This is a genomic window from Collinsella sp. HCP3S3_E11 (assembly GCF_052067375.1).
GTDB lineage: Bacteria > Actinomycetota > Coriobacteriia > Coriobacteriales > Coriobacteriaceae > Collinsella.
Window position 1 is genome coordinate 14036 of sequence record NZ_JBQHQI010000005.1, and the last position, 26950, is coordinate 40985.

A 26950-nucleotide genomic window follows, 5' to 3' on the forward strand; every position below is an offset into this window, starting at 1 on the left:
AAACGCCCTCGCGCTCGGGTTTATTGCGTTGATATATAAGTTATCGATGCCCAAGCTTTCGCCTCATCCCACGGAAGAAGCGCCCTCAGATGAGGTTCTCGCCCAGGTTCTTGCCGCCGAGGACATGCATGTGGAAGTGCATGACGGTCTGACCGGCGTTGACGCCCTTGTTGGAGATGACGCGGAAACCGTCCTCCAAGCCCTTGGCCTTAGCGACCTCCTGGATGGCGTGAGCCATGGCGCCCATGGTCTCGGCAGGTACGTTGTCGGCGATGTCGCTGTAGTGCTTCTTGGGAATCACGAGGGTGTGGACCGGCGCCTGGGGATTGAGGTCGTCGAAGGCGATGACCTGATCGTCCTCGTAAACGACGGTCGAGGGGATCTCATGGTTGGCAATTTTGCAGAAGATGCAATCACACATGGTTGGTTCCTTTCTCACAGACCAAGGTAGTCTTTTTGGGACGGGGCTTTTTTGACTACTTTTTCGCAAGCGCAGGCACCTGGCGAGCCGTCGCGCAAGGGTAGTCAAAAAAGCCCCGTCCCAAAAAGACTACCCCAAAGTAGGCTGCGAGGTGGTTAGAACGAGAGGTTGTCGTCGGTGTTGGCGGCTTCGCCGTCGGCGAGCACGTCGTTGCCGTCGACATCCTTAAGAAGCACCGAGACCTTCTGCTCGGCATCGGCCAGGCGGGTACGCAGGCTCTTGAGAAGCTCGACGCCGCGGGTGTAGCTCTCGAGCGACTCCTCGAGCTCCATGTCGCCCGACTCCAGGCTGCGGATAATGAGTTCCAGCTCCTGCGAGGCCTGCTTGTACGTAAGCTGCTCGACCGGGGTCTTCTCTGCCATATCTGTTTCCTTTCCTAAAGGTCTATCACTGTGAAACGCGGTCTATTCGACCGTATTGACGGTTGCCGCCACGTTGCCGTCCGCCATGCGCACGCGGATGGCATCGCCGGGCTTAAAGGTCTGGGCGCTTGTAGCCACACCGTCTTCGCTATACGCGATGGAGTAGCCGCGGGCAAGCACCTTGAGCGGCGACAGGGCGTCGAGCGAGGCTGCCGCACGGCCTAAGTCAGACTCAGGCTTGCTCAACATCGTGCGCCCCTGATGCTCCAGGCGGGAGCTCGCGAGCGTGAGTGCATGACGCTTGCCATCGAGCCCCGAGGTGCTTGCGACCAAGCGCTCGGGCAGACGCTCGAAGTTGGAGCGGAAGGCCCCAACCGAACGCGTTACAGCGCCGGACAGACGATCGGCAGTCAGGGCAAGCTCGGACTCGCGACGCTCGACCATAAACGTTGGATCGTTGAGGCACGGGCGGCATGCGGCTGCATCGAGCGCATCGCCCAAGCGTGCCGTATAGGTATCCCAGGCACGCCGACCACGCTGGTCGAGCATCTCCAGATCGACCAGATTCGACCCGATCATCGATGACATCGCAGCGCCCAGACGCTGATGACGTGCCTCGAGCACGTCGGCCAGCTCTGTCATAGCCGGTGCCACCGATTCTGCAGCCGCCGTGGGCGTGGAGGCGCGACGGTCGCTCACCATGTCGCAAATCGAGGTGTCAGGCTCATGGCCAATGCCGGTCACCACGGGCACAGGACAAGCCGCCACCGCGCGGGCAAGCTCCTCGTCATTAAAGGTCATGAGGTCCTCAAAGGAGCCGCCGCCGCGCACCAGCAAAATACAGTCGGGCGCCGGCGTAATGGAAGCGGCGCGACGCAAACCCTCAATGAGCTCTGCCGGCGCACCCTCGCCTTGAACCTTGGCACCCACGCAAACGAGCTCGACGAGTGGGTTGCGACGACGCAATGTGCGCTTGACGTCATCGATTACGGCACCCGAAAGCGAGGTGACGACCGCCACACGCGAGCAGAACACCGGGATGCGGCGCTTGCGCGCTTCGTCCATCAGGCCCTCGCGGCTCAGCTTTTCGGCCAGTTGCGCCACTTGTTGACGCAGCAGACCCTCCCCCGCCAGCGAAAACGAGCGGGCGACAAAACTCATGCGGCCCGTGGGCTTATAGAGATTGAAGCTACCCTTAAAGCTCACCTGCATGCCGTCGCGCAGATCGAACGTGCGCTTGAGATAGGCACCCTTCCAAATGATGCAGTCAACGGCGGCCGAATCGTCCTTAATCTGGAAGTAGCAGTGGCCGCTTCGGGCATTGGGGCCACGGAAGCCCGTGACCTCGCCCAAGACACTCAGCTGCGGAATAGCATCGAGTGCACCGGCGGCGATCTCCACCGCCTGGCTCACGCTGAGTTCCTTGCGCTCCTGATCGTCCGAGCCGTCAAACTCGGCGGAAACAGCATTGCCGGTTAGATTCCAGCCTGCCACGCAGCCTCCTTTCGTTATCGTGCACAAAGGCTCCAGCCCTGCGCAAATTCAAGTCCAACACATAGTACAGCGCCGCGGGGACACAAATCCCCGCGGCGCCTGTCAAGCCAATTTGTTATCGGTTGGAGTTTCTGTTGTAGCGAGCCATCAGGTAGAGCAGCTGAATGATCGAGGTGAGCGCTGCGGCAACATAGGTAAGTGCGGCTGCCGTCAGGACCTTCTTGGCACCGTTGACCTGCTTGGAGCTCATGCCCGACCGCTCGATGTACGCCACGGCGCGGCGGCTGGCATCAATCTCGACCGGCAGCGTAACCAGCTGGAACAACACACTAAACGAGAAGAAGATCAGCGCGAGGGTCGTGAGTCCCGCGATGTTCATAAACAGGCCCAAGAGCAACACGATGGTCCAGGTGTTCTGGGTAAAGTTGACGACCGGGACCAGGGCAGTGCGCACCTTCATCATGGCATAGCCGCTTTGGCGCTGGGCGGCGTGGCCCGCCTCGTGGCAGGCGACGGCAACGCTTGCGACCGATCCGCCCGAACGGTTGGCATCCGAGAGATACAGGTTGTTATCCTGCGGGTTGTAATGGTCGGTGAGCTCACCGGCGACGCCCTTGATACCCACGGCATTGCAACCGCTGGCGTCGAGCATGCGGCGCGCGACCGCAGCGCCCGTGTCGCCGTCCGAGCGAACCTTGGACCAGGTTTTATACGTCGAGTTGATATAGCTCTGCGCGGCGAGACCGAGCACCGTACAAACAAGGACGACCAGCAGGTACAGCGGGTCGATGCCAAAGCCATAACCATAGTAATAGGGCATGCGAATTCCTCCGAATCGAGTTACACGTTGGAGACATTCTACCCACTCAAGCGGCTAGACTTCCTTATAGCAATTCAATTTTGCCATCTTTGACCGTCAACCCCATGTTGCCCGAGAGCAGATCGTCCAGGCGCGAGCCCACAAGCTCAAAGCGCCAACCTTCGCGCAAAGGGCTCTGCTCGGGATGCTCAATATAGTCGGCCAGGTCATCGCGCGAGGCAATGACCGAGGTCGCCACGCCCGAACGCTCGGCAACCAGGCGAATGAGCGCGTACATGAGATCCGTCACGCTCTCCAGCTCCGGAGAGATCTGGCGATGTCCGCGCACCATGAGCGGCAGGCGATCGTGCGGGCAGCTCGCGCCGCGCTTGATGGCCATGAGCGCGCCGTCCACATCGCGCTCCCCCAGTTGATCGGTGCCGCGGATGCTGCGGAACTCCTCAACGCGCACAGGATTGCGCTTGACGAGCGCCAGCAGCGTATCGTCGGACATAACCCACTTGCGCGGGATGTTGCGGCGCTCGGCGCGGTCCTCGCGCCAGGCGGCAAGCTCGCGCGCAATGCCCAGCTGATGGCGGCTACACGAGTTGATGCGCTTGACCTTGCGGAATGCCTCATGGCGGTCGGCGCGGTAGTGCGACTCGTCGGCCAGCGGGCGCAACTCGTCGAGCACCCAATCCACACGGCCCAGCTCACGCAGGCGGCTCATCATCTCGGTATAGGCGACGATCAGATACTTGACGTCATCGATCGCGTACTCAATCTGCTTATCGCTCAGCGGGCGGCGCGACCAATCGGTCAAGGACTCGGTCTTGGGCAGCGATACGCCGCAGAACGTCTGAACGAGCGCGCCGTAGGAAATCTGCTGGCGCTCGCCCAAAAAGGCGGCGGCGACCTGTGTGTCAAAAATCGGTCGCGGCAGCGCGCCCACGGTGTGGAGCATGACCTCCATATCCTGCGAGCAGGCGTGGAAGACCTTGACCACGCTCTCGTCGGCCATAAGCTCGGCCAGCGGCGATAAGTCGTCGATCACCAAAGGATCGACCGCGACGCTCTCGGCAGGGGTGGCAATCTGAACCAGGCACAGGCGCGGATGAAACGTGCGCTCGCGCAAAAACTCGGTATCGACGGCAATCGCATCGAACTCACGAGCGCGCTGACAAAAGTCGAGTAGAGCCTGATGTGTGGAAATGTACATATCAACCCATCGAATAAGGTTAGGCCCGAAAAACACGGGTAGGATATCGGCATTGCCCTACAACTATACTCGGTTAGTCACAGAACGGGAACGTAAGTATGCGCTGCCTTATCATCCACAACCCGGCATCGGGTCCCAGCTCCGATGAAATCTATGCATTCACGCACGCTCTTGCACAGGGCGGCGACGAGGTCGTAATGCGCTTTATCGGCGATGGCATGGAGCCCGAGGACGCGGTAGCGGACGTTCGGGAGTTCGACCGCGTAGTCGTTTCGGGCGGCGACGGCACCGTCTCCAACGTGCTCGACCAGATGCGCGGGTGCGGTGTCCCTACGCTCATCTTCCCCTCCGGCACAGCCTGCCTGTTCTTTAACAACATCGGTAATGCCCCCGAGGCGGCGGCGCTTGCCAAGGCTTGCCGCGCCGGCCGCACGGTCAAGGTGGACATGGGTGAGCTCTTTTGGATCGACGAGAACGGTAACGAGAAGCGCCACGGCTTTATCATCATCGCCGGCTCGGGCTTCGACGCCGAGATCATGATGAAGGCCGCTCCCACCAAAAACGACATTGGCGAGATCGCCTACTTCCTCTCCGCGCTCGCCACGCCCAACCCCACGGTGGCGCACTTTACCATTGAACACGACGGCATGGTCGAGGAGCTCGACGGCATCTGCTGCATGGCGGGCAATACCTCAGTCATCCAAAACGACATCAACCTGTTCCCCAACTGCCGCATGAACGACGGCATGGTCGACATCGTCGTTATTGAACCCGTGCGCACGGTGCAGCTGCTCCCCACGGTGATCACCGCCGCGCTCGACCCCGCCGGCAAGGTGCTCGGCCGCCCGCAGTTTAAGATTATCCAGACCAAGGAAGCCAAGATTACCTGCACGCCGTCGCTGGGCATGCAGTTCGATGGCGAGATCATCTCCAGCAACTCCGGTGTCTTTGGCGCCCGCGCGCTTCCGCAATGCCTCGACCTCATCGTCGACGAATTCTCACCACTCGGAAAATAGGAGAACCCCGTGAACGACAACCCTATCCTTGGCTTTATCGTCATCGTTCTGGCCCTGCTCGTGGGCTACGCCATCAACCTGATTCACCGCCGAAAGAAGTAAATCCACATTGGTATGATATTCACCCAATCACCGAGGAGAAGTCCAAGGGCAACAACATGGCCGCCATGGGTGTTGGCGCCATCATCATCGGTGTCTGTGGCTTCGTGATCTATCGTCGCAAGAAGGCCTAAGAACCCCACACCTTAAGGCGCGGGCGGGATGGCCAAGGTCGCCCCCCGCTCAGCCCGCCCCTTCGACCGGCGGGAAACGTCGCTGAAATCTTTCAAAAAAGATTCCCCGCAAACACTTTGCTGTGCTATAGTGCAACGCAACAGAAACAAGGTGCGACTGCGCCATGGCATCACGAAAGGAGCCACCAAGATGAAGAACGCGATGAAGTCCCTCAACAACTGGTGGTGGCGTGATGCGAATACGATCGGTCGACAGTGAGTCCCTCACGCCTGTTTTTGCGCTCTAGGTGATTGAAAGGCCTCCGGTTTCGACCGGGGGCCTTTTTCTATCTCGAGCCCGATCGCATTCGCATCACGCGCCTCCGCTTTTCTCTTACACCCCCTCTCTGAAAGGACCTTCACCATGTCTCAGAACACCACCGCCACCCAGCCCCGCACCGTCCAGACCGCCGACCGCGGCAAACTCGATATCCGCGCCCTCGTCCTGCTCGCCATCCTACTTGCCGCCGGCTTCATCCTCAACTTCACCGTCGGCAAGGCCATCTCCGGCATCTCGGGCGGCATGATCAGCCCCGAGTTCATCATCTCGGCCTTCTGCCTCACCATCCTGGTCGTTCGTCCCAACATTGGTCAGGCACTCGTCATCGGTCTCATCTCGGCGGCCGTAATCCAGATCACCACTACCTCGCCGTTTGTCGATTTTGCCGCCGAGGGCATCGCCGCCATGCTTATGGCCGTCATTGTCAACACGGCCGCCAAGGATGGCCAAGTTAAGCCTGCCGCCGCCATCGTCGCTACGTTCGTGACCACCTTTGTCTCGGGCGTCATCTTCATGGTCATCAAGATGGCCATGCTCGGCGTAGTGGGCGAACTCGCCGCAGCCATGCTGCCCGTCGTCGCCATGACCGCTGTGTTCAACGCCATTCTGATCGGCGCGCTCTATCTGCCCATCCAGAAGGCCCTTAGGCTTAACTAACCCGCTCGGCTTTACGAGCCACCCCATCTTGGCGTTCATTCGTCGCTCGCGTACCCAAGTACGCTTCGCTCCTCTTTCGCGCCAACCTGGGGCACCTCGTAAAGCCGTCTCCGTGCTTCACCAGCAAAGACTGTCCCAAACAACGAGCTATTGGGGACGTCCTTAAACGACTAGTCATGTAAGAACGTCCCCAATGACTATGAAAGGTATCCATGGAAACGATCATCAACGTCGACGATGTCTCGTTCGCCTATGGCACGCAGGCCGAGCAGGCGCTTAGCCACGTTTCGCTCAGTGTGAACAAGGAAGATTTCATCGGCATCATCGGGCCTTCGGGTGCCGGCAAATCAACACTTACCGCCTGCCTGTCGGGCGCCGTGCCCCACCACTACACCGGAACCTTCTTTGGCTCCGTGTTCGTTGACGGGCACGACACCTGCGAGGTCTCGCTCACCGACATATCGCAGATCGTCGGCAGCGTGCTGCAAGACATCGACACGCAGATGGTCGCTTCGGTCGTTGAGGACGAAATGCTCTTTGGCCTCGAGAACTTTGGCGTTCCGCATGACCAGATCGAGCAGCGCGTGAGCGAGACGCTTAAGGCCGTCGGCATTAGCGACCTGCGCGACCGCGAGATAGCCACCCTCTCGGGCGGCCAAAAGCAAAAGGTGGCCATCGCTGCCATCCTCGCCATGCGCCCGCGCGTACTGGTGCTCGATGAGCCAACCGCGGCACTCGATCCCGTCAGCTCCACACTGGTTTTCGAAACGCTGCGCGAGGCAAACCATAACCTCGGCATCACCATCGTCGTCGTTGAGCAAAAGGTCGCCCTGCTTTCGGAGTACTGCAACCGCGTACTGGTGCTCGATCACGGCCAGATCGCGCTGCAAGGCGAGCCGCACGAGGTCTTCGCGCACACCGACAAGCTCCGCGCCATCGGTGTCGATTGCCCGCGCGTCACACGCATCTTCAACAGCCTCGAGGCCGATGGCTTGGCCAGCGGCACTCCCTGTTTGGATGTTGATGAGGCCGAACGCCTGATCGCGGGCATCGTCGACCCCGACCGCGCGACAAGCGACGCCCAGGCGCCCACAGGCTCCCCGCACGCACCGTCGCTGCGCCCGCATGCGAAAGACGCCGAGCCGGTGCTCACGTTTGACCACGTTGAGTTTTCCTACCCCCATGGTGGCGCCGCCGTCCACGACCTCAACCTGACGCTCTATCCCGGCGAGCTCGTGGGCATTGTCGGCCAAAACGGAGCCGGCAAGACCACGCTCACCAAGCTGCTCACGGGTCTGCTTAGGCCTGCATCGGGCAGCGTGCGCGTTACGGGCTTGGACACGGCATCGGTTCCCACGAGCCGCATCGCCCGCAAAGTCGCAACCCTCTTCCAAAACCCCGACCGCCAGATTTGCAAGGACACCGTGCTCGACGAGGTCGCCTTTGGCCTGGAGCTTGCCGGCATCGACCGCGCCGAGGCGCTGCGTCGCGCCCAGCTCGTCATCGACCGCTTTGGTCTGCCGGCCGACGAGGCGCCCTTCTCCCTTTCGCGCGGCCAACGCCAAATGGTGGCGCTCGCCTCCGTCGTGGTGGTCGAGCCCAAGATCGTGGTGCTCGACGAGCCCACGAGTGGCCTGGACTACCGCGAGTGCATGACCGTGATGGAAACGGTGCGCACCATGGCCGAGCGCGGCTGCGCCGTTATCATGGTCTGCCACGACATGGAAGTCGTCTCCGACTTTGCCGAGCGCATCGTAGTAATGGCCGACGGTCGCATCCTCGATCGCGGCCGCACGCACGAGCTGTTCTCGAACATCGAGCTCATGCAGCGTGCCTATGTTGAACCGCCCCAGGTTATTGAACTCTCACGCCGTCTGGCATCCTCCGTCTCGCCCGCCTTTGCACAGGTGAGCGAGGTCACCGATATCGTTCGCATTACCGAGGAGATGGTCCGCCGTGGTTAATGTCATCGACTATATGCCGGGCGACACGCTGCTGCATCGTCTGAATCCCGTCATCAAACTGGGCCTCGCCGCTGCCATCATCATCGGCATCTTTTTGTCCGACACCTACGTGGCGCTGTTGGGGTTTCTGGCGCTCACGCTCGCGCTGGGAGCCTACGCCGGCGTCGTCGACCGCCTGTTCTCGCTGCTCAAGCTGCTGATTCCGCTCGCACTCATCATGTTAGCGCTGCAGCTGGCCTTTATGCACGATGGCAACGTGGTGTGGGGCTTCGTCACCGACGAAGGCCTCATCACCGGCTCGAAGGCCTGTCTGCGCCTGTTGGGCGTAGCGCCGCCACTCATCCTGATGCTCATGGTGACCAAGCTCAACGACCTTGCCAATGCCTGCGTGGAGGTGCTGCACGTGCCGTATCGCTACGCCTTTACCTTTACCACGGCGCTGCGCTTTGTGCCGGTGTTTGGCCAAGAGATGAACGCCATCATGGAGGCACAGACCGCACGCGGCGTCGAGTACGACACCAAGAATCCCATCAAGAAACTCAAGCTCATGCTGCCGTTGTGCGTGCCGCTATTGATCTCGAGCGTGGGCAAGACCGATGCCACCGCGCTTGCCGCCGAGCAGCGCGGCTTCTACCTGCGCACGCGTGCGAGCTCGTACAAGCGCTACCCCATCAAAGGCTTGGACATTGCCGTACTTATTGTCAGCATCGCCCTTATCGCCATCGGCTTCCTGTTCTAGCAATCGCTGGCAGCAACCGACAAATGCAAAAGGCCTCGGCTCGCACAAACGAGCCGAGGCCTTTACTGTTTTCCCAGATAAAACCTACCAAAATAAACCTGTCCCTTTTTGGCAGGTCGAGGGCTACAGACGGTAGGGGGCGCCGCTGCGGATGATGGACTCGCGTACCAAAACGTCCATGGCGTCGAGGGTGATCTCGGGCATCTCGCGATACTTTTGCAGCACCGAAAGCTCCGTGCAGGCCAGAATGACGCGGTCGCAGCCGCTGCGGGCAAACTCCCACATCACTCGGTCAAACTTATCCATATCGGGCTCGCGTCCCGCCTTCACGTCATCGTAAATAAGCGACATCACATCGGCCTGGCGCTTCTCGCTGGGATAAACGACTTCGACGCCCGCCGCCTCGCACTCGCGACCGTAGACGCCGGCACCCACGGTGCCATCGGTACCCATGATGCCGATCTTGCGCACCGGCTCGGCCGGCATGCTCAAGTTGGGGTCGAACTCACACTCCCCCATCACCACGCCGGCAAGCGCATAGCGCACCGACTCGCGCGGCATATGGATGATGGGGACCGAGGTAAACGACTGAATCTGATCGTAGAAGTAGTGCGACGTGTTGCAGGGAATGGCAATGTGCGCGCAGCCCAGCGTCTCAAGCGCCTGCGCACATTCCTTCATGGTCGCCAGCAACTCGGTGTGGTCGCCGGTCTTAATGGCCAGCGTGCGGTCGGGCATGGTCGACTTAGAGAGCACCACCATGTCGATATGTTCCTGATCGCGGGCGGCCGCCGTGTGACGCACCACCTGGTCGTAGTAATACGACGTGGCCTCGGCGCCCATACCGCCGATAACTCCCAGCTTTTCCATCGCCGCCTCCTTGGTGACGCTCGCACCATTGCGCGTATCATACCCGCGCCCGTCCGATACAAACCGGGCGGGCGCGACGTTCATCCTATTTGTAATACGTCTTAAACAGCTTAAAGTGACGCAGCTTGGTGTGCCACATGCGCAGCCAGCGGTTAAAGACAAAGTCGCCCTTCATAAACGAGGGGTCGGCGGCCTTACCCTCCTTGACCAGGCGATGCGCCTTAGCGCGCAGCTCGGGATCCTTGACGTATTTATCGACCACGCCCATGGGGACAACCATCCACAGCGCCTCGTTCTGCGCCGTCACAAACTCGGGCTCAAACGGGCGGTTGTACACATACTCGTCCACTACGTACTTGGCAACGTTAAAGCCACTGTTGGTGACATAGTAGTTACTGCGGCCCTGGCGAGTGTTGAAGTCGAAGAACTTAAACGAACCGTCGCGCTCGTCGTATTTGACGTCAAAGTTGGAGAAGCCCGTAAACTTGAGGTCCTCGAGCAACTTGCGCACGCCGCCCATGAGCTCGTCATTGGGCTCGGTGATGATGCAGGCGTGGTTGCCAACGCCGTGAGGCTGGTGCTCCTCGAGCAGCACGTGGCCCAGGCACATCATGCGCACCTTGCCGTTGCGGTCGGAATAGCTGGTAAGCACGCGCATGTACTCGTCGTTGCCGGGCACGCGATCCTGCAGGATCAGATCATCGGTGTAGCCACTCGCGTATACATCGCGAATGACCTGCTCCAGTTCGGCGCGATCGGCGATCTCGTAGGCCTTCTTCTGGCCCTCGAACTCGTGCTCCCACCACATGATGCCGTCGGAAGGCTTCAGGATCATCGGGAAGGGAAAATCGATCCGGTCGAGCACCTCGGCAGGAGCCTCTCCCTGGGCGTTGAGCATGGCCATGGTAAAGGTAAACGTATGCGGATAGGGAACACCGTGCTTCTCGCACAGCTCGTAGAAGATTTCCTTCTTCTGGCACTGTTCGAGCATGCTGTAGGGCGCATAGGGCGCGATGACGTTTGAGGCAAGCTCGCCGGCATCCTGAGCCTGTGCGGCAAGCGCGACATAGTTGTCGCCGCAGCCCATGAGAATAATCTTCTTATCGGGATTGGCCTGCGCGACACCGTTAATGGTCTCGATCATGACCGGCATGGTGTCGATATCAACATTGGGCGTGTAGTCGATAATCTGGCTGCGGTACGCAGGACCGGTCTGGTACTTGCCAAAGACCAGGCTCTTGACCTGATACTCCTCGTAAAAGGCGCGCGCCACCGAATAGGCGTTGATGTCGCCACCGAGCAGCACGGGGATAAACTCGCGCTCTGTAAACTGCAATGCCATGGAAACTTCCTATCTAGAACTGCCCACGACGGGCGGTCTTTATGCAACCTGTTTATTTTAGCGTGCCGGACCGTTTCCTCCTAAAGCTCCACTGTATCTATGACAATCAACGCAATTATCCAGCATGAAGGCCGCACTCACCGCCGTATGACAAACGGCAATGAACCCACCGTTGTTGTAGGGTTCAGCATATTGATACCCCCGAGTGAAAGGCGCACGCGTGCTCCAGGACCTTCCAACCGATAACCCCATCCTCGATGCCGCAAAACGCGAGTTGGCGCCGCGCGCGCAAGCGACTGCTCCTCTGCGCACCGCAAACGACGCTTACGACGGTGCCGCCTACATCACCTCCATCGATACATCGGCGCACAAAGGCACGCGCAAGACGCCCGTCGCCGGCGGACACGATACCGCCATCGAGCAGTTTGGCCTCGTCTCCGATGCCCACGCCGGGGACAACATCAGGGTAATCAAACTCGGCGACGGCACCTGTTCGTTCACCCCGCCCAGGCGCTCAACGAAGTAGGGCAAGCTCGCCGCAATGGGACCTTATAGCCACAAACCCCAACGTTGAGATAGCTTTCACAGTCCAAAGCCCGTCCCAAACAGGCCCCCGTAACGTTAAAGTTGAACTCTATGGTTTCTCAACAATTCGATATAACTGCAGGTCAAAGCCAAAGTCTCAAGTTCAACTTGACCCTTTAAAACCTTTAAGGTTCAAGTTGAGGTCGAAAGCAGTAGTAGAATACCTGAGGAACAATAACCTACGATTGATTGCAGAGGGACTGGATGCAGCATTCGAATCATCGCACCGCAGCGCTCATTGCGTCGAAGCCGGCTCGTATCATCACGAGCGCCGCGTTCGCCGTTGCGTTGACGGCCACGCCGATGCTCTCCCCCGTCGCGGCGTATGCCGCCTCGCAGGCAACGCAGGATCAGCTTGCCGCCGCCCAGCAGAAGATCGAAGCCGCCACGAGCGCCTACAACGATGCCCGCACCAAGCTCGGCGATCTGCAGAAGCAGATTGACGCCAACGAGGCAAGTATCGAAAAGATCGAGGCGAAGCTTCCCGATCAGCAGGAAAAGGCATGCACCGCCATGCGCGATCTGTACAAGTACCAGAAGGGCACCAACCCCATCGTGAGCTTCCTGGTCAACGCACAGAGCCTGGGTGAGTTCATCACGACCTGCAAATACACCAACCAGATCACAAGCTCGAGCGTCGACGAGATCGAAGAGCTCAATAACATGCAAACCGAACTCGAGCAGAACAAGGCCGAGCTCCAGCAGGCCAAGTCTCAGCTTGAGGCAGAGCAGAAAAACGCCGAGGATGCGCTGACGCAGGCCCAGCAGCTCCGCAGCGAGGCACAAGCAAAAGCCGAGCAGGAAAATGCCGCCGAGCTTGCCAAGCTTGAGGCCGATAAGGCCGCTGCCGCCGAGAAGCTCTCGGGCGAGGGCGTGAGCGGCAGCAATTCCAGCAGCCAGGCCACCAACGCCAACACCACCATCGACACCACGGTGAACAACGCCAACACCGGTAGTTCCGATTACGATTCGTTCATTAATGAGTGGACGAGCCGCATCGACAATTACCTCGCCGGCTCCCCTATGGCAGGCCAGGGCTATAACTTTGCCGTCGCCGCTTGGAATACCGGTGTCGACCCCCGTTGGTCCCCCGCCATCGCCTGCATCGAGAGCACCAAGGGTGCTTATTGCGCCAATTCTTACAACGCCTGGGGCTGGAGTGCACGTGGCGGCGGTTGGCGCAGCTTTGGCAGCTGGAGCGAGGGCATCTTCGCTCACGTTGCCTATCTGGGCGCCAACTACGGCTCCACCCTTACCCCGGCTGCGGCCAAAAAGTACTGCCCACCCACGTGGCAGGACTGGTACAACAAAGTCGCCGCTCAGATGAACCGCATCTAAGTGCAACTGCAAAGGGCCCCAATGGGGCCCTTTTTTGTTTACGCGACGGAAGTATCGACGACGCCGGTCGCATTGGCAACCGCGACTATGACGATCATGCATAGGAGCAGCACACCCAATGCCTTGAGCCAGAGTTTCGCGAGTTTCTTGCCGCGATAGCTGTCGAGCAGTGCGAATCGCCGACGTAGACGGCGCTTATCGAGCACCGCAAAATGCATAAGCGCCATAAGGCCATCGACAAAGAAAAAATACTCGATTATGAGAAGCCACGTCGGGTAGCTTTGGTTTGCTCCCGTGGGTTGAAAGACGGCAAAGTGACTTCCGGCAAAGAACACAAGCAGCGAGAAGCAGACGAGCGTATTCCAAATGCGCCCCAGGGACTCCGGAACGCGAGAGAGCAGACCGCATGCAGCGGAGGTGGCAGGCCTAGGAAGCCTTGCGGGGTTCTGGAGCCCTTGGGGCGTCAACAACGTCTCCGAGGCCGGAGTACGGACAGGCGCAGGCGCAGGAGGCCGCACGGGGCGACTCAGATCGTATGCCGCGCGCGTCGCCCGTCCCAATGCTTCCGCACTCGCAAAACGCTTGGCCGGATCGAGCGCCATCGCCATGCAAACGACATCGGCAAGTGGAGTGGGAATGCCGCGCACCTCGCATTGCTCGCGCATGTCGAGCCCTGGTTTAGGGTCGACTCCCGTCAAACAAAAGAACAGCAGGGCACCGAGCGCGTAGACGTCGCTTCGCACGCTCGTCTGCCCAAACCCATACTGCTCGGGCGGCGCATAGGGCCGTGTCCCAAACTTGACAGTATCGGCATCGGCGCCATCGCGCCACACGCGCGCGATCCCCAAGTCGATAATCACCAGCGATGAAAACGTCAGGCCGTCATCAGGCGTATAGTTGGCACCTGCCACGATGATATTCGACGGCTTGAGGTCGCGATGGATCACCGGCGCCGAAGCCTCCCCCGCCATTGCAAAACCGGCATGGAGCTCGCCCACGGCGTCGCAAAGGACAGGATACAATTCACGCGCATAATCGGGAGCGGCTCCCAGACGGTCCACCAGTGCCCCGAGTGTCTCCCCTTCTATATATTCCATAACCACGTTGAGCTCGTCGCCCGCACGACGACAATCGACGATTCTGGGAAGGTGCTCAAAACGCCTGCCTGCCCGCTGAGCGGCAAACAGACGCTCGTATGCCCCGCCGATTTGAGCCGAAGCATCGATGCGTTTACGGACAAAGGGACCGAGCGAACCACCGCCGGTTCCTTCAAAGTACACGAGCTCGGTTGTTTCAACAGACGAGCGCTTAAGTACACGCTCCACGCGATAGCTGTCGTCGCGATCGAGCGACGCCAGGTGCTCGGCAAGCGCTGCGGTCAGCTCGTCATTGGAATATGTTGGGGTCTGAGTATCCATAGCCTCCATCATAGCGCAGGGCGCAGACACCCCATGGCATCCGCGCCCCGTTCGTTTGCATCGTTGTTCGACAGCTCCGCCGGCTCAGATATCAGCGGCTAATTCACCGTCTCCTCGCCAAAGCGATACAGCTCCTCGTTGACCTTTTGGAGGCTGCACCCGCGATCGATGCAAAAGATGATAATCGCATCGCGGCGGTCCTTGCAGTTAAGGACGCTTACCCCGGCAGCCGTCAGCGCACGGTTGGTCTCTTTGAGCGTCAGCGCCATCGCAAAGGCAATCTGCAGCACCTTATTGCGACTCGGATGACGCGCACCGGTAAAGATCTGATAGCCAAAGGTCTCATTGAGATCGGCCATACGAACCACGCGCGAGCGCTCCAAGCCCTTTTCCTGCAGTAGCTGCTTCAGGTAATCCGAAAGCGACGGGGCGGCAAAGTCGTGCTCCCTGATATAGCCATCGATGTTCGGCGCATCGAGAAGCTCATTGAGCAACTCCTCGGTCAGCTTTTTATCGGGCATACGACTTCACCTCCCATCCGGCGCAACGGTAGCGACATGCTAGGCCAGCACCCAGCTTGCAGTGGCAGACTTATCAAACATATTGGCAAAATACAGTGCCTTCTTGATATCGCCATCAAAGTAGATATTGCCCGCCACGGAGCCACCGGCGGAAAGGGTACCAGACTGCAGCTCATCGGAGCCCTCGCTGTAGTAACCCTGATTCTGTTGGGCGCCGTTGGCGTCCTCGCCCTTCCAGTCGTAGATATTGTAATCTGCGCCCTCATCGCCATTGTTGACGTACGTGACGTGAATGCCCGTCATGGTCGAACCGTCATAATTTGTAAGGCCGGGCTGGACGGAATCGACAACGACGGAAAGACCGGCAGCTGTGGTCACCGTCGTGCCAACCGCCAGGTCAGTCGTAGGCTGCTCTTCCTTCTTCGCCTCTTCCTTCTTGTCGCCATCGCCAGCGTCCTCGGTGACGGTCGCCTTATCGCTACCACAACCGGCAAGAAGACCGGCAGTCCCCAAGGCGACGGTGGCGAATGCGCCAAGTGCAGCGCGACGGCTCAGCAGCACTTCGTTTTCGAGCTTTTTCATTATGCATCCTTCCTACGATCCGGCTACCGCGCCGGTACACAGCACATCGTAGAAGGCAGCGAGCTCAAATTCATTAGCTGGGAGCTAATGGGGGTGTTCCTATAGTTTTGTCAACTGGGCAATGCTGTTTTCGAGATTGAATCGCGACATGCTAACGCCAGGCCTTTCGGCCGATGGGCTCCAATCTGTTCGGAGCGCTTCGACTAGGCGGCGTAGGGCACCCTGTCCCGCATGATCGCGTAGATGACCTTCAGCCTCTTTCGTGCCAGCGCCTTGAGCGCCTTGCCGTGCGGCATGCCCCGCTCTCGGCACCTAGCGTAGTAATCGCCCCATCTTCCCTCTGTCCGGGTAAGGCAGTTGCACGAGAATATGAGCAGGTTCTTCAGCCTCTTGTTGCCTTGGCGCGATGCCGTCACCGAGGAGATCGAGGTCCCCGACTGGCGGTTGCGCGGCGCCAGGCCGCAGTACGACGCGAGCTTGTCGTGGCTTGGGAAGTCTTCGATATCTATGGAGATCGCGAGCTCGGAAGCGGTTTTGGGGCCGATCCCCGGCACCGTCAGGAGGCATCGGTAGGTATCGTCGCCCTCGAGGAGGGCGGATATCTCCGCCGTGATCACATCGATCTCCGCCGAGTTCTCGGAGATCCTGCGCGCGAGCAGCCTCACCGCCCGGTCCTCGGCGGCGATGGCCGCCGCATCCGGCCTTGTCGAGGAGGCCGTCGAGCGGACGAGGGCCTCGATCTTGCCGCGCGCCGCCCCGCGCGTGAGCGCCGCCGCCCTGCGGGGCCCGGCGTCGGCCACCGACCAGGCCCCGCCGAGGGATGCCATGAGCCTCAGCTGGGGACCGTCGGACAGGTCGACCAACGCCTCGAAGGCGGGGCACGATTCCAGCAGGATGCTGCGCAGCCGGTTCTTGCTCCTGGTGTTTTCGCAGGTCAGGAAGTTTCTCTGGGCGGCCAGCGCCCTCGCCGCCGCGACCGTCGGGCCCGGATCCCCGACCGGCAGGAGTGCGTCGGGGATGCCCAGCGCCGTCTTCGCGATGACCATTGCGTCCCGCTCGTCGGTCTTGGCGTCGCCGGCGAAGAGCCTGGCGGCCCCGTGTGCCGCGAGTCCCGGCAGGTACGCCGCCGACATCCCGGCCGCCTTGGCGCGGGCGAGCGCGAGGGCGCCTATGTTGCGCGACTGGTCGACGACCACGAGCGCGTCGGGGAAGCGGCCGAACAGCGAGTCCAGATCGCCCTCCCTGTTCGCGACGGGGGCGCTCAGCAGTATCTCGCCGTCCCGGGTCGCGACGCATGCCCAATGGGACAATTTCCCGACATCGAGCCCGATGACGGCTTCCGGCATTCTAGGTGGTGCCACGGTGTTATCCTCCAATCGGTAGGCCGATCGGAACCCCTCCCTGCGACACCCACATTACCTGGCCGTGGCGCTTGCGCCCGGCAGTTTCCTATCAGTCGTCCGGAGCGGCGAGCGCCCCCGGTGGCAACACCCCCCGGCCCTCTACGGGGCAGGGGCAGACGGCCATCCGGAGGCGCCCGATCGGCGGCCCCTCGGGGCTTGCCCGTATCGTAGGCAATGCGCCGAATGCTCGCCATCGAAATTTATCGGTGGCCCACTTCAGACTGTAATGGGTTGTAAGCCAGATTGGTACTGGATTGAGAAGATGCCTGTTCAGATGGAGCGGTGATTGAGGCTGCAGCTTGATACCAAAGCGCCCTTGCCGCGCCTCTGGCCGACGTTAGCCGCCCCCCTCTCACCTGCAAGATGCCCATGAGGGGGGCTGCCCGTCGAAGATAGCGCGCGCATGGTGTTCGACGATTCCGTCGCCCCGCTATCGAATAAAAGGTATGGTCCTAAGATCACTCAGGCAATAAAGCAATAGCGCTGCGGTATATCTCCCCGTGCTTTAAGTCGGCATCAGCCACCTCAGGCAAGCGATTCAAATCACGGCACCCCTATGCCAGCTCGCGAAGCCTCCCGAGCGCCAGCCTGAACCACTCCAGATCGTCCTCATCAGGCACGCTATCGTACTTCCAGTGCGTTATATAGCGCCACCGAGAGAAGACGCCGCTGCCCAGAAGCCCAACGTCGTCTATGGTGTCTATGTCCTCTCGCAGTCCTTCGGCCGTACCGGAGCGCGGATATGCCCCGGCAAAGGCCTCGCCAAAGTCCATGTGCCAACCCAGGCCGAACATGTCATGGGCCAACGCGTGGAAGTCGCGGGTGGGACCGTCCAGCGAATCCTCGAAGCGCTTAACGAACCTGCACAGGTCATCACCGTAAGCCCCGCCGAACAAATAAGGCTCAATCACGTCCTTGCCGCGCAAGGCCTCTAACCACTCGGTCGGAATGCCCTCGTATCCGTACAGGATGCCGGCCAATCCACCGGCCACGCAAGCCGTGGTGTCGGTATCGTCGCCCAGGTTCACGGCGGTCAGTACGCAGTCGCGGTAGTTGTCGGTATGTTCTAGGCACCAGATGGCGGCGTGGTAAGTATCCCACACGTAGCCGCCGCTGGCACCAGCTCTGTCCTCACTCTCGCAGCCGGCGTGCCCGCTGTAAAGCACCTCGCGGGCATAGGCGATCATGTCCACGCAGGCCTGGCAGCAGTCGTCGGTAGCGTGGTTGATCGCGCTGACCTCCCTTATGTCGCAGTCGGAGCATTCCATAAACACCATAGGCAGGCAACGCATGAGCGAGCCGTTGCCCTTGCTGTATTCGCTTGTGAGCCCGCAACCCGTATCGAGCGCCTGCCTGGTGGCGTTGCCGTAGTCGAAGACGTTCCCGTCGGCGGTGTATGCGCCTTCGTTTATCCAATTGCGGAACTTGACGAGGATATCGTCGCAATTGATATCGCCGAGCTCGCGGTAGCTGTCGCACAGCGCGAGCGCCATGGACGTGTCGTCGCTCCATGTGCCCGCAGGCTGGTTGTGCGTGCCGAGGCCCACCATGTCCGTGCAGGTAAAGCTGCCGCGCGGCCTGAACTCGTAGGGCACGCCGAGCGCATCGCCCACGGCCATGCCGTACACGCAGTCCCTCACCGTCCGTAACAAGCCCATGGCGCGCACCTAGTTCCAGTTCATGCCGAACTTGCGCGAGCAAAGCACGTCTTTCCAGTGACTCTCGCGCTCGCACACCTCGGCGGTGGTCATCTTGGTGTCGCACACCTCTAGAATGGAGTAGGTGAAGTTTTCCACGATGTACCCAGTTCCGTGCTCGGCCACGATGGCCTTGAACTCCTTGTTGCCGCCAGTCGGGTCCATGGGGTTGGCATAGGCGCTCCAGCGCTGCCAGATACCCAAGTCCGCGCCCGCGTCCTTCTTGCTGTCGCCCGAGGCCGAACCCACGTAGAGTTTCCCCGTCGCGGTGTCGGTGATGCAGTAGACGCCCTTCACGTTGTCCAGCGCCCAGTACCAGTCGGAGCCCACGCTGGCGATAACGGCCTGCAAGGTCTTGTGGTCGATACACACGTACTTGTAGCCAGGAAAAGGGGCAACGTTGCCCAGGCTCATCGAGTACTCGTACACTACGGGCTCGAAGTCGTGCATCGTGTTCTCGTAGAACTTGTTGTAGATGTCGCGCCCGATAGGCTTCTTCAACTTGATGATGAGGCGCTTGATGTAGGCCTCGTAGTCGGGAAGAAGCGTCAACTTGTAGCCCACGCCGCCCAGCACCTCGGGTACTGCCTTCTCCACTTTGTGCATGCCGCCGAAGATGAAGTACTCGGGCCCGTAGGTGTAGTACTGTGCGAACGAGATCAGGTAATCCGCATGGTTGAGGTTGTTATTCGCTTGTCCCGTCGCGCTCCTCCACGCGTTCATCTCGTACCATCGCGAGCCGCTATCGGTCTTCTCGGGGGTCGAGGTGTCCTTCAACAGCATGTCGTACGCGCGCACGTTCACGTCGCCAGCATTCATGTTGAATTTGATCTTTGTCTTCTCTGGGTGCGCCACCGGCATCAAATCCCTGAGCGTTATAACAGCATTTCCCATGTTAATTCCGCCGTTTCAGTTTGAAAAGCCTGTAGGTCGAATCATACCACTCGCTTTCCAGACGAAAATTAGCGCTCGGCTAACCGCTCTGCTGTTGTCGTTTCTTATGGCGAAGAAGAGCACGAAGCCGATAAGCCCCGCGCCCGTGTTTATGCCTTGTTTGGCGATTGTTCGTGATGTGCCCGCACAGCTATTTTTGGTGAATAATCCGAAAGTAAGGAAGATAAGCGCGAATCATCCACGCCACCATCCGTCTCGCCCGCACTCGGGCAATACGCAGTGCCCGCTCCTGATCGGCCGTCCCTAGCGCCGGCGCGAACTCTTAGATGGCGTCTTTTGCGCTCATCACCTTGCGGAAGACGGTCGCGTCCTGCTTGCCGATGGGAATCGCGATCTTCTTGCCGCCCGCGCGTCGCACTCCGTCTTGAACAACATGTCCCATCCGCCCCCTCGCCTCATCCTCAAAAGGCTCGTCGAAGCCTAGCCCACCGTGACGGATTCCCCGGTAAAGGTGCTAACGAGCAGCAAAACAAAGAACACAAGGTAGCCGATGCTCAACAGGTAGGCGGTAACCAAAAAGACAATCCATCCCACATCGGTCTTGCCGTCGGCATGGCGTTGCTCGCGATTGCGGCAGAGCCAAATCGTCACGCCAATGGCCACGATCAGCAACACGAGTGCCGCTGCCGCCAACCCGGCAAGCGCAAACATAACGCCAATGCTCACAGCAATAACCGGAAGCAACAACAAGCCGCATCCACACCCACCGGGACTATAAACGGCAGACTGTCGGCGTCGCCCCATCGTCACTCCAACCTCAACATCTTTGAACACTACAATGCGATAGCCTGCTGAACAGGAACGATCTTATCCAGTTCCGGCTCGATGCGCCTCTTTTCCGCCTCGAGGTCAAACGCTATCTGGGCGCGCAGCCAATAACCATCCGTTAGGCCAAAGTAGCGGCAAAGGCGAAGATCAGTGTCAGCCGTAACACGACGCCTCCCCAAAATAATCTGCCCAATACGCTGTGCCGGAATCCCGGTCTCCTTAGCAAGACGATATTGAGAAATGCCCATAGGAACAAGAAATTCCTCTTTGAGAAGTTCACCAGGAGTCACCGGTGACAGCAAATCGGGCGCGGTCTCATCACTTGTGATAATCGACGATTTCGACATTCCAAGCCATCCCCTTTCTCCACTCAAAGCAGACCCGATAGCGCTCATTAACACGGATACTATATTGGCCGGCGCGATCGCCCTTCAACGCTTCAAGACGATTGCCCGGAGGAACGCGAAGGTCATCAAGTGAAGCACAAACCTGCAGTTGACGAATCTTCCTCAATGCGACCCGCTCAAAGGGCACGAACCTCCTGACCCGCACACCCATTGCAAAACGTTCGGTATCCTCATCTTTGTACGATGCAATCATAGTATCGCCTTACGTTAATAACGTCAAACGTTTCTACAGACATACATCTCTATTATACCGTACATTTGTTCGTATTTTCTAGAACATGCGCCCGCGCCGATTAACCAAGCAAAAGCAATCGTTTGTAGACATCGAGGCCCTTGAGCAGAATTTCCTCGTCAAAGAGCATGGTATCAGTGTGAAGGGCGCTCGTGGCATAGGCGGGACAGCCATCCGAATCGCTCGGGTTTTCTTGACCCTCCGGCACACCCGTGCCCAGCAAGAAGAACACGCCCGGCAGATGGCGCTGATAGAACGCAAAGTCCTCGGCAATTAACAGCGGCTCCTCCACAAGCTGCAGGCCGGGCAAGGCAGGCGCGACGCTGGCAAACAACTCGGGGTCGTTGTCGACCGGCGGATAGCCCTCGGCAAAGTCGAGATCGTACGTGCAGCCCGTTGCGGCACAGGCATCGTCCAGCACGCGATGCACGCCTTCGCGCGCCCGGTCGAACATGTCGTCCGTAAACACACGCAGGCTTCCGGCCACATGGGCCTCCCCCGCCACCGCGTTGCAAACCGTACCGGCCTGCAGCAGACCAAACTTGCCGATGCAGGGCTCGTCGCCGCCCAGCTCGTCCATCAGCTCGCGCTCGGCAACCAAAAACTTCGCTGCCGCCAACGCGGCATCGTGCGACTCCTCGACCGGCACGCCATAGGTCTTAGCAATATGGATGCTCGTACCGTGAATAAAGATATGCGTCTCGCTCGAACGCGCCAGCAGCGGACCGGAACAGCTCGCCAACGTGCCGGCAGGCAGATCGGGCCACACATGGAAGCCAAAAATGCGGTCGACCCCATAGCGCTCGAACACGCCGCTCTCGCATACCGTCTTGGCACCACCGGTCGTTTCCTCGGCCGGCTGGAACACAAAGAGCACGTTGCGCCTCATGGCGCCCGGCTGCTCGCAAATCGTACGGTCGACATACGTCGCGGCGGCAAGTGCCATGGCCATGTGACCGTCATGTCCGCAAGCGTGCATCTTGCCGGGATGGGTCGAGGCAAAGGCCGCCCCTGTCGCCTCCTCAATGGGCAGCGCATCCATATCGGCGCGAATCGCCGTGGCATGCGCGGCATCAACGCCGGCGTCGAAGAAAGCGCAGACGCAGCTGGGGCACGGATGGGTCACTTCGCAGGTGAGCGGTGCCAGCACGCCCTCGATATAGGCAATGGTTTGCGGAAGATCGAAATCGAGCTCCGGAATGCGATGGAGATCGCGGCGATAGCGACGGAGTTCTTGGAGCTCGGTCATAGAGGATCCCTTCGTGAGGCACATCTGTTGCAACTTATTGTGATACAGGATTGTGGCGCACATGTTTCCAGCATATCCCTGCATTTTTTAAACGTTATATACGAATACTCTTGTTTGGTAAAGTGCAACGTGATAGGGTCTTTACCACTTGATAGAGGCGCGGGCACGAAGAGCCGCGGGCGAGCCGGCAGGCTTTGACCCCGCGGGGAGGCGAAACCCGCCGAACTGGGTTTTTCGGGCACGAACAACCTGGTGGGCCTGTGGGAAACACCCACAGGACTGTCTGCAGCAATGCGGGAGCGCTATCCGGACATTGGGTCCACGCTATGCGGATTCGATGCGCAGATGGCGCCGTCTGGATAGCGAGGTTTACGGGACATGGCATTGACCCCCAACGAGGCATATGCGGCCAAGCAGCCGTTTGTGGACAAGGAGACGCTCGAGCATATCGTCGAGCAGTTCCCCACGCCGTTTCATCTATACGACGAGGCGGGCATCCGCCGCAACATGCAAGAGGTGCGCGACGCCTTTGCGTGGAACCCGGGCTTTAAGGAATACTTTGCCGTCAAGGCCAACCCCAACCCGGCACTCATCTCCATTCTCAACGAATACGGCTGCGGCTGCGATTGCTCGAGCTATACCGAGCTCATGATCGCCCGCTCGCTGGGTATCACGGGACACGACATCATGTTCTCGTCCAACGACACGCCGGCTGCGGACTTTGAGCTCGCCGACAAACTGGGTGCCATCGTCAACTTTGACGACATCAGCCACATCGAGTTCTTTGAGCGTGTTGCGGGGCCCATCCCCAAGACGGTCAGCTGCCGCTTTAATCCGGGCGGCCTGTTCCAGCTCTCCAACGGCATCATGGACAACCCCGGCGACTCCAAATACGGCATGACCACCGAGCAACTCTTCGAGGCCTTCCGTATGCTCAAGACCAAGGGTGCCGAGGACTTTGGCATCCACGCATTCCTTGCCAGCAACACCGTTACCAACGACTATTACCCCAAGCTCGCGCGCATCCTCTTTGAGCTTGCCGTGCGCCTGGAGCGCGAGACCGGCGCACACGTCGCCTTCATCAATCTATCCGGCGGCGTCGGCATCCCCTACCTGCCCGAACAACAGGCCAACGACATTCACGTCATCGGCGAGGGAGTGCACGCGGCATACGACGAGATCCTGGTCCCCGCAGGCATGGGCGATGTGGCAGTCTACACCGAGATGGGCCGCTTTATGATGGGCCCCTACGGCTGTCTGGTCACCAAGGCCATCCACGAGAAGCAGATCTACAAGGACTATATCGGTGTCGATGCAAGCGCCGTCGATTTGATCCGCCCCGCCATGTATGGTGCCTACCACCACATTACGGTGATGGGTCAGCCGGGCGGCGCCGACAAGGGCACAGCGCCCGTCACGAACACCTATGACATCACGGGCAATCTGTGCGAGAACAACGACAAGTTCGCCATCGATCGCGAGCTACCGCATATCGACATGGGCGACCTGCTTGTAATCCACGATACCGGTGCGCATGGCTACTCCATGGGCTACAACTACAACGGACGGCTGCGCTCCGCCGAGGTCCTGCTGCGCCCCGATGGCGCGGCCGACCTCATCCGCCGCGCCGAGCGCCCGGGCGATTACTTTGCCACGCTCGACGTGCTGCCGTGCGGCCGAGAACTGTTGGCCAAGTCGCGCGCCGAAAGTGCCCGCCACCGCGCCCAAGACGAGCGCCTGGCAGTCGCCGCCCAATGGAACAAGCGCATCCAGATCGCCGAAGCGAAGGAGAAGAACATGGACATCCGCAATCTCGAGGGCTCAATCGTCGCCCTGGTTACGCCGTTTAAAAAGGACGGCAGTGTCGACTTTGATGCGCTCGAGCGCCTTATCGATTTCCACCTGCAAAATGGCACCGACGCCATCCTCGCCCTGGGCACCACCGGCGAGAGCGCCACGATGACCGACGACGAGGACAACTCCGTTGTCGCCGCGGTGGTCAAGCAGGTTGCAGGACGCGTCCCCGTCATCGCCGGCTCGGGCTCCAACTCCACGCAGACCATGCTCACCAAGTCGCTCACTTACCAGGGCTTGGGAGCCGACGGCCTGCTGCTCATTACCCCCTACTACAACAAATCCAACGAAGAGGGTATCTACCAGCACTTTAAGACCGTCGCCGATGCCGTAGACATCCCCTGCATCCTGTACAACATCCCCGGCCGCTGTGGCTGCGGCATCAGCGAGCGCAACGTGGAGCGCTTGGCCGCGCACCCCAACATCATGGGTATTAAGGAAGCCTCGGGCAACGTCGCCTACGCTGCCAAGATCGCCCACCTGCTGTCCGACGACTTCCGCATGTACTCGGGCGAGGACGCGCTCACCGTGCCGCTCATGAGCCTGGGTGCTTCGGGCACCATCAGCGTGTGGGCCGACGTGCAGCCGCAGCTCGTACATGACATGTGCCGCGCCTATCTGGACGGTGACGTGGCACGTGCCCGCGATATCCAGATTGCCGGCCAGCCGCTCATCAATGCCCTCTTTAGCGAGGTCAACCCCATCCCCGTCAAGGAAGCGCTCGCCCAGATGGGTATGATCGAGGCAAACTACCGCATGCCGCTGTGCCCCATGGCAGACGACACGCGCTCCGCACTTACCGATGCTCTGAAGGGAGCTGGTCTGCTTGATTAAGACCGTCATTATGGGAACGGGCCGCATGGGCTCGCTCATCCGCACTACCGCCGAGGGTATTGTCGACGCTGCCGGAGAGCCCGTTTTTGACATCGTCGCCCAGATCGGCTTCGACTTGTCCGAGCTCGAGAACGCTCCGGCGGCCGACGTCATCATCGACTTCTCGAACGTTGCGACCTTCGACGCCGTCGTCGCCTATGTCGAGCGCACGGGTGCGGCGTTGGTCTCGGGCACCACAGGCTATACGCCCGAGCAGATGGATCGCCTGCGCGAGCTGGGTCAGAGCGCCCGCGTCATGCACTCCGGCAATTACTCCATCGGTATCGCAGCCCTGCGTCATCTGGTGGCACAGGCCACGCGAGAGCTGCCCGGCTTTGACTGCGAAATCGTCGAGACGCACCACAACCAAAAGGTCGACGCCCCCAGCGGCACTGCCAAGTTGCTGCTCGACGCCGTCGTCGAAGCCGAGCCCGAGGCAGGCTACCACCCCGTCTATGGCCGCGAGGGCATGTGCGGAGCGCGCGACCCCAAGGAGATCGGCGTGCACTCGCTGCGCGGCGGCACTGTCGCCGGCGTGCACGAAGTGAGTTTCTTTGGCCAGGACGAGGAGGTCACGCTCGCGCATCGCGCCACGAGTCGTCAGATCTTTGTCAACGGCGCCTTGGCAGCCGCGCAGAAGCTCGTCACCCGCGAACCCGGCTTCTATACGTTCGACCAGGTCATGTTTGCCTAACCAGGTATCAACCGGATCCACCCAAAGGAGAGACCGCAAATGAGCAACGCAGCCGAAATGGATGCACAGGAGATTATCAACTATATCGCCACCGCGCCCAAGAAGACGCCCGTCAAGCTGTACGTGCGCGAAAAGCCGGGCATGAAGGTCCAGTGGGGCAGTGCGCATGTCTATGGCGGCCGCCGTGGCAAGACTGTATTTGGCGACTGGGATGAGCTCAAGGCAATCCTCGACGCCAACGTCGATTCCATCGACTACTACGATGTGGAGAACGACTGCCGCAACTCCGCCGTGCCCATGCTCGACCTCAAGGGCATCAACGCCCGCATCGAGCCGGGTGCGATCATCCGCGACCGCGTCGAGATCGGCGACCGTGCCGTCATCATGATGGGCGCCATCATCAACATCGGCTCCGTCATTGGCGAAGGCTCCATGATCGATATGGGCGCCGTGCTGGGCGGTCGCGCCACCGTGGGCAAGAACTGCCACATCGGCGCCGGCACCGTGCTGGCAGGCGTCGTGGAGCCCGCCAGCGCCACCCCCGTCATCATCGAGGACGACGTTATGATCGGCGCCAATGCTGTGGTCCTGGAAGGCGTGCGCGTGGGCAAGGGTGCTGTCGTTGCCGCCGGCGCCGTGTGCGTCGAGGACGTCCCCGCCGGCGCCGTCGTGGCCGGTGTCCCTGCCCGCGTTATCAAGATGCGCGACGAGAAGACCGACAGCAAGACCGGTCTCGAGGAAGGCCTGCGCCAGCTCTAATTGTTACGCGGTTTTACCAAACCGCGTAACGGCTCGACGCTCCACCTTTGGTTCCGTCGTTCTAACGAACGACGGACCGGTCGACGCTGCAAACGCCCCTAAGCGGCAATCTGACGTTCAA

27 protein-coding genes and 1 riboswitch are annotated in these 26950 nt (G+C 60.2%); of the genes, 10 read left to right on the forward strand and 17 right to left on the reverse strand.

The features are described 5' to 3' along the window. Nucleotides 1-85: 85 nt before the first annotated feature. From ACTM86_RS04500 to rnd, 5 genes are all read right to left on the reverse strand, one after another. Complete coding sequence (locus ACTM86_RS04500) at nucleotides 86-421, reverse strand: histidine triad nucleotide-binding protein (RefSeq protein ID WP_035137921.1); 336 nt, start codon at nucleotides 419-421, stop codon at nucleotides 86-88. A 155-nt stretch (nucleotides 422-576) separates the two neighbouring features. Continuing rightward, complete coding sequence (xseB, locus tag ACTM86_RS04505) at nucleotides 577-843, reverse strand: exodeoxyribonuclease VII small subunit (RefSeq protein WP_161144749.1); 267 nt, start codon at nucleotides 841-843, stop codon at nucleotides 577-579. A 42-nt stretch (nucleotides 844-885) separates the two neighbouring features. After that, on the reverse strand, nucleotides 886-2337 hold the full coding sequence (gene xseA, locus ACTM86_RS04510; protein WP_441015729.1) for an exodeoxyribonuclease VII large subunit: 1452 nt from the start codon (nucleotides 2335-2337) through the stop codon (nucleotides 886-888). A gap of 115 nt (nucleotides 2338-2452) precedes the next feature. Next, nucleotides 2453-3157, reverse strand: a complete 705-nt coding sequence (locus tag ACTM86_RS04515) for a zinc metallopeptidase (RefSeq protein WP_427795820.1) — start codon at nucleotides 3155-3157, stop codon at nucleotides 2453-2455. 64 nt (nucleotides 3158-3221) lie between these two features. Next, nucleotides 3222-4355 (reverse strand): ribonuclease D, encoded by a 1134-nt coding sequence (rnd, locus tag ACTM86_RS04520; RefSeq protein WP_154517283.1) that lies wholly within the window; start codon nucleotides 4353-4355, stop codon nucleotides 3222-3224. Nucleotides 4356-4453: 98 nt separating this feature from the next. Here rnd and ACTM86_RS04525 point away from each other — a divergent pair, with 98 nt between their 5' ends. The 5 genes from ACTM86_RS04525 to ACTM86_RS04545 all read left to right on the forward strand — a co-directional run bounded on the left by ACTM86_RS04525 (nucleotide 4454) and on the right by ACTM86_RS04545 (nucleotide 9283). Beyond that, entirely contained in the window at nucleotides 4454-5371 is a 918-nt protein-coding gene (locus ACTM86_RS04525) for a diacylglycerol/lipid kinase family protein (protein ID WP_427727874.1), read from the forward strand. Nucleotides 5372-5632: 261 nt separating this feature from the next. Then, the gene (locus ACTM86_RS04530; RefSeq protein ID WP_441015732.1) at nucleotides 5633-5863 is read left to right on the forward strand and encodes a hypothetical protein; all 231 of its coding nucleotides are present in this window, start codon (nucleotides 5633-5635) and stop codon (nucleotides 5861-5863) included. A 144-nt stretch (nucleotides 5864-6007) separates the two neighbouring features. After that, nucleotides 6008-6580, forward strand: coding sequence for a hypothetical protein (locus tag ACTM86_RS04535; RefSeq protein ID WP_441015735.1), 573 nt, complete (start codon nucleotides 6008-6010; stop codon nucleotides 6578-6580). A gap of 212 nt (nucleotides 6581-6792) precedes the next feature. Beyond that, nucleotides 6793-8544, forward strand: coding sequence for an ABC transporter ATP-binding protein (locus tag ACTM86_RS04540; RefSeq protein ID WP_441015738.1), 1752 nt, complete (start codon nucleotides 6793-6795; stop codon nucleotides 8542-8544). Then, nucleotides 8537-9283, forward strand: coding sequence for an energy-coupling factor transporter transmembrane component T family protein (locus ACTM86_RS04545; RefSeq protein WP_441015741.1), 747 nt, complete (start codon nucleotides 8537-8539; stop codon nucleotides 9281-9283). The genes ACTM86_RS04540 and ACTM86_RS04545 overlap by 8 nt, the downstream gene beginning before the upstream one ends. 123 nt (nucleotides 9284-9406) lie before the next feature. Here ACTM86_RS04545 and ACTM86_RS04550 read toward each other — a convergent pair whose 3' ends face one another. Further along, nucleotides 9407-10153, reverse strand: a complete 747-nt coding sequence (locus tag ACTM86_RS04550) for an aspartate/glutamate racemase family protein (protein WP_229770678.1) — start codon at nucleotides 10151-10153, stop codon at nucleotides 9407-9409. Between the two features lie 85 nt (nucleotides 10154-10238). Beyond that, on the reverse strand, nucleotides 10239-11495 hold the full coding sequence (locus ACTM86_RS04555) for a carboxylate--amine ligase (RefSeq protein WP_441015744.1): 1257 nt from the start codon (nucleotides 11493-11495) through the stop codon (nucleotides 10239-10241). Between the two features lie 220 nt (nucleotides 11496-11715). On the opposite strand from ACTM86_RS04555, the gene ACTM86_RS04560 reads away from it, so the two are divergent. Both ACTM86_RS04560 and ACTM86_RS04565 read left to right on the forward strand, forming a co-directional pair. Beyond that, nucleotides 11716-12021 (forward strand): hypothetical protein, encoded by a 306-nt coding sequence (locus ACTM86_RS04560; RefSeq protein WP_441015747.1) that lies wholly within the window; start codon nucleotides 11716-11718, stop codon nucleotides 12019-12021. Between the two features lie 263 nt (nucleotides 12022-12284). Then, on the forward strand, nucleotides 12285-13418 hold the full coding sequence (locus ACTM86_RS04565) for a coiled-coil domain-containing protein (RefSeq protein ID WP_441015750.1): 1134 nt from the start codon (nucleotides 12285-12287) through the stop codon (nucleotides 13416-13418). Nucleotides 13419-13456: 38 nt separating this feature from the next. Here the strand turns inward: ACTM86_RS04565 and ACTM86_RS04570 are convergent, their stop codons facing one another. The 10 genes from ACTM86_RS04570 to ACTM86_RS04615 form a co-directional block, all read right to left on the reverse strand. Then, nucleotides 13457-14836: a serine/threonine protein kinase gene (locus tag ACTM86_RS04570; protein ID WP_441015753.1), complete on the reverse strand. Its 1380-nt coding sequence runs from the start codon at nucleotides 14834-14836 to the stop codon at nucleotides 13457-13459. A gap of 98 nt (nucleotides 14837-14934) precedes the next feature. Further along, complete coding sequence (locus tag ACTM86_RS04575; protein WP_154517313.1) at nucleotides 14935-15357, reverse strand: XRE family transcriptional regulator; 423 nt, start codon at nucleotides 15355-15357, stop codon at nucleotides 14935-14937. A 39-nt stretch (nucleotides 15358-15396) separates the two neighbouring features. Continuing rightward, on the reverse strand, nucleotides 15397-15939 hold the full coding sequence (locus ACTM86_RS04580; RefSeq protein WP_154517316.1) for a DUF4352 domain-containing protein: 543 nt from the start codon (nucleotides 15937-15939) through the stop codon (nucleotides 15397-15399). A gap of 203 nt (nucleotides 15940-16142) precedes the next feature. Beyond that, complete coding sequence (locus ACTM86_RS04585) at nucleotides 16143-17300, reverse strand: IS110 family transposase (RefSeq protein WP_427727853.1); 1158 nt, start codon at nucleotides 17298-17300, stop codon at nucleotides 16143-16145. 596 nt (nucleotides 17301-17896) lie between these two features. Continuing rightward, on the reverse strand, nucleotides 17897-19000 hold the full coding sequence (locus ACTM86_RS04590) for an ADP-ribosylglycohydrolase family protein (protein ID WP_441015759.1): 1104 nt from the start codon (nucleotides 18998-19000) through the stop codon (nucleotides 17897-17899). A 9-nt stretch (nucleotides 19001-19009) separates the two neighbouring features. Next, entirely contained in the window at nucleotides 19010-19933 is a 924-nt protein-coding gene (locus ACTM86_RS04595) for a GIY-YIG nuclease family protein (protein ID WP_441015762.1), read from the reverse strand. 480 nt (nucleotides 19934-20413) lie between these two features. Beyond that, nucleotides 20414-20683 (reverse strand): hypothetical protein, encoded by a 270-nt coding sequence (locus tag ACTM86_RS04600; protein WP_441036914.1) that lies wholly within the window; start codon nucleotides 20681-20683, stop codon nucleotides 20414-20416. Nucleotides 20684-20766: 83 nt separating this feature from the next. Continuing rightward, nucleotides 20767-21108, reverse strand: a complete 342-nt coding sequence (locus ACTM86_RS04605) for a HigA family addiction module antitoxin (protein WP_427727846.1) — start codon at nucleotides 21106-21108, stop codon at nucleotides 20767-20769. Then, nucleotides 21080-21361: a type II toxin-antitoxin system RelE/ParE family toxin gene (locus tag ACTM86_RS04610; protein WP_441015768.1), complete on the reverse strand. Its 282-nt coding sequence runs from the start codon at nucleotides 21359-21361 to the stop codon at nucleotides 21080-21082. The genes ACTM86_RS04605 and ACTM86_RS04610 overlap by 29 nt, the downstream gene beginning before the upstream one ends. Before the next feature lie 100 nt (nucleotides 21362-21461). Next, a complete protein-coding gene (locus ACTM86_RS04615) occupies nucleotides 21462-22649 on the reverse strand; it encodes an N-acetyldiaminopimelate deacetylase (RefSeq protein ID WP_441015771.1) in 1188 nt (395 codons plus the stop codon). A gap of 144 nt (nucleotides 22650-22793) precedes the next feature. After that, nucleotides 22794-22962: riboswitch (Lysine riboswitch) on the forward strand. A gap of 65 nt (nucleotides 22963-23027) precedes the next feature. On the opposite strand from ACTM86_RS04615, the gene dapA reads away from it, so the two are divergent. From dapA to dapD, 3 genes are read left to right on the forward strand one after another with little or no spacing between them, the layout of a single operon-like run. Then, nucleotides 23028-25337, forward strand: coding sequence for a 4-hydroxy-tetrahydrodipicolinate synthase (gene dapA, locus ACTM86_RS04620; RefSeq protein ID WP_441015774.1), 2310 nt, complete (start codon nucleotides 23028-23030; stop codon nucleotides 25335-25337). Further along, nucleotides 25330-26070, forward strand: coding sequence for a 4-hydroxy-tetrahydrodipicolinate reductase (dapB, locus tag ACTM86_RS04625; protein WP_441015777.1), 741 nt, complete (start codon nucleotides 25330-25332; stop codon nucleotides 26068-26070). Before dapA ends, dapB begins: the two co-directional genes overlap by 8 nt. 39 nt (nucleotides 26071-26109) lie before the next feature. After that, nucleotides 26110-26829 (forward strand): 2,3,4,5-tetrahydropyridine-2,6-dicarboxylate N-acetyltransferase, encoded by a 720-nt coding sequence (gene dapD / locus ACTM86_RS04630; protein ID WP_427747945.1) that lies wholly within the window; start codon nucleotides 26110-26112, stop codon nucleotides 26827-26829. Nucleotides 26830-26950: the final 121 nt, after the last annotated feature.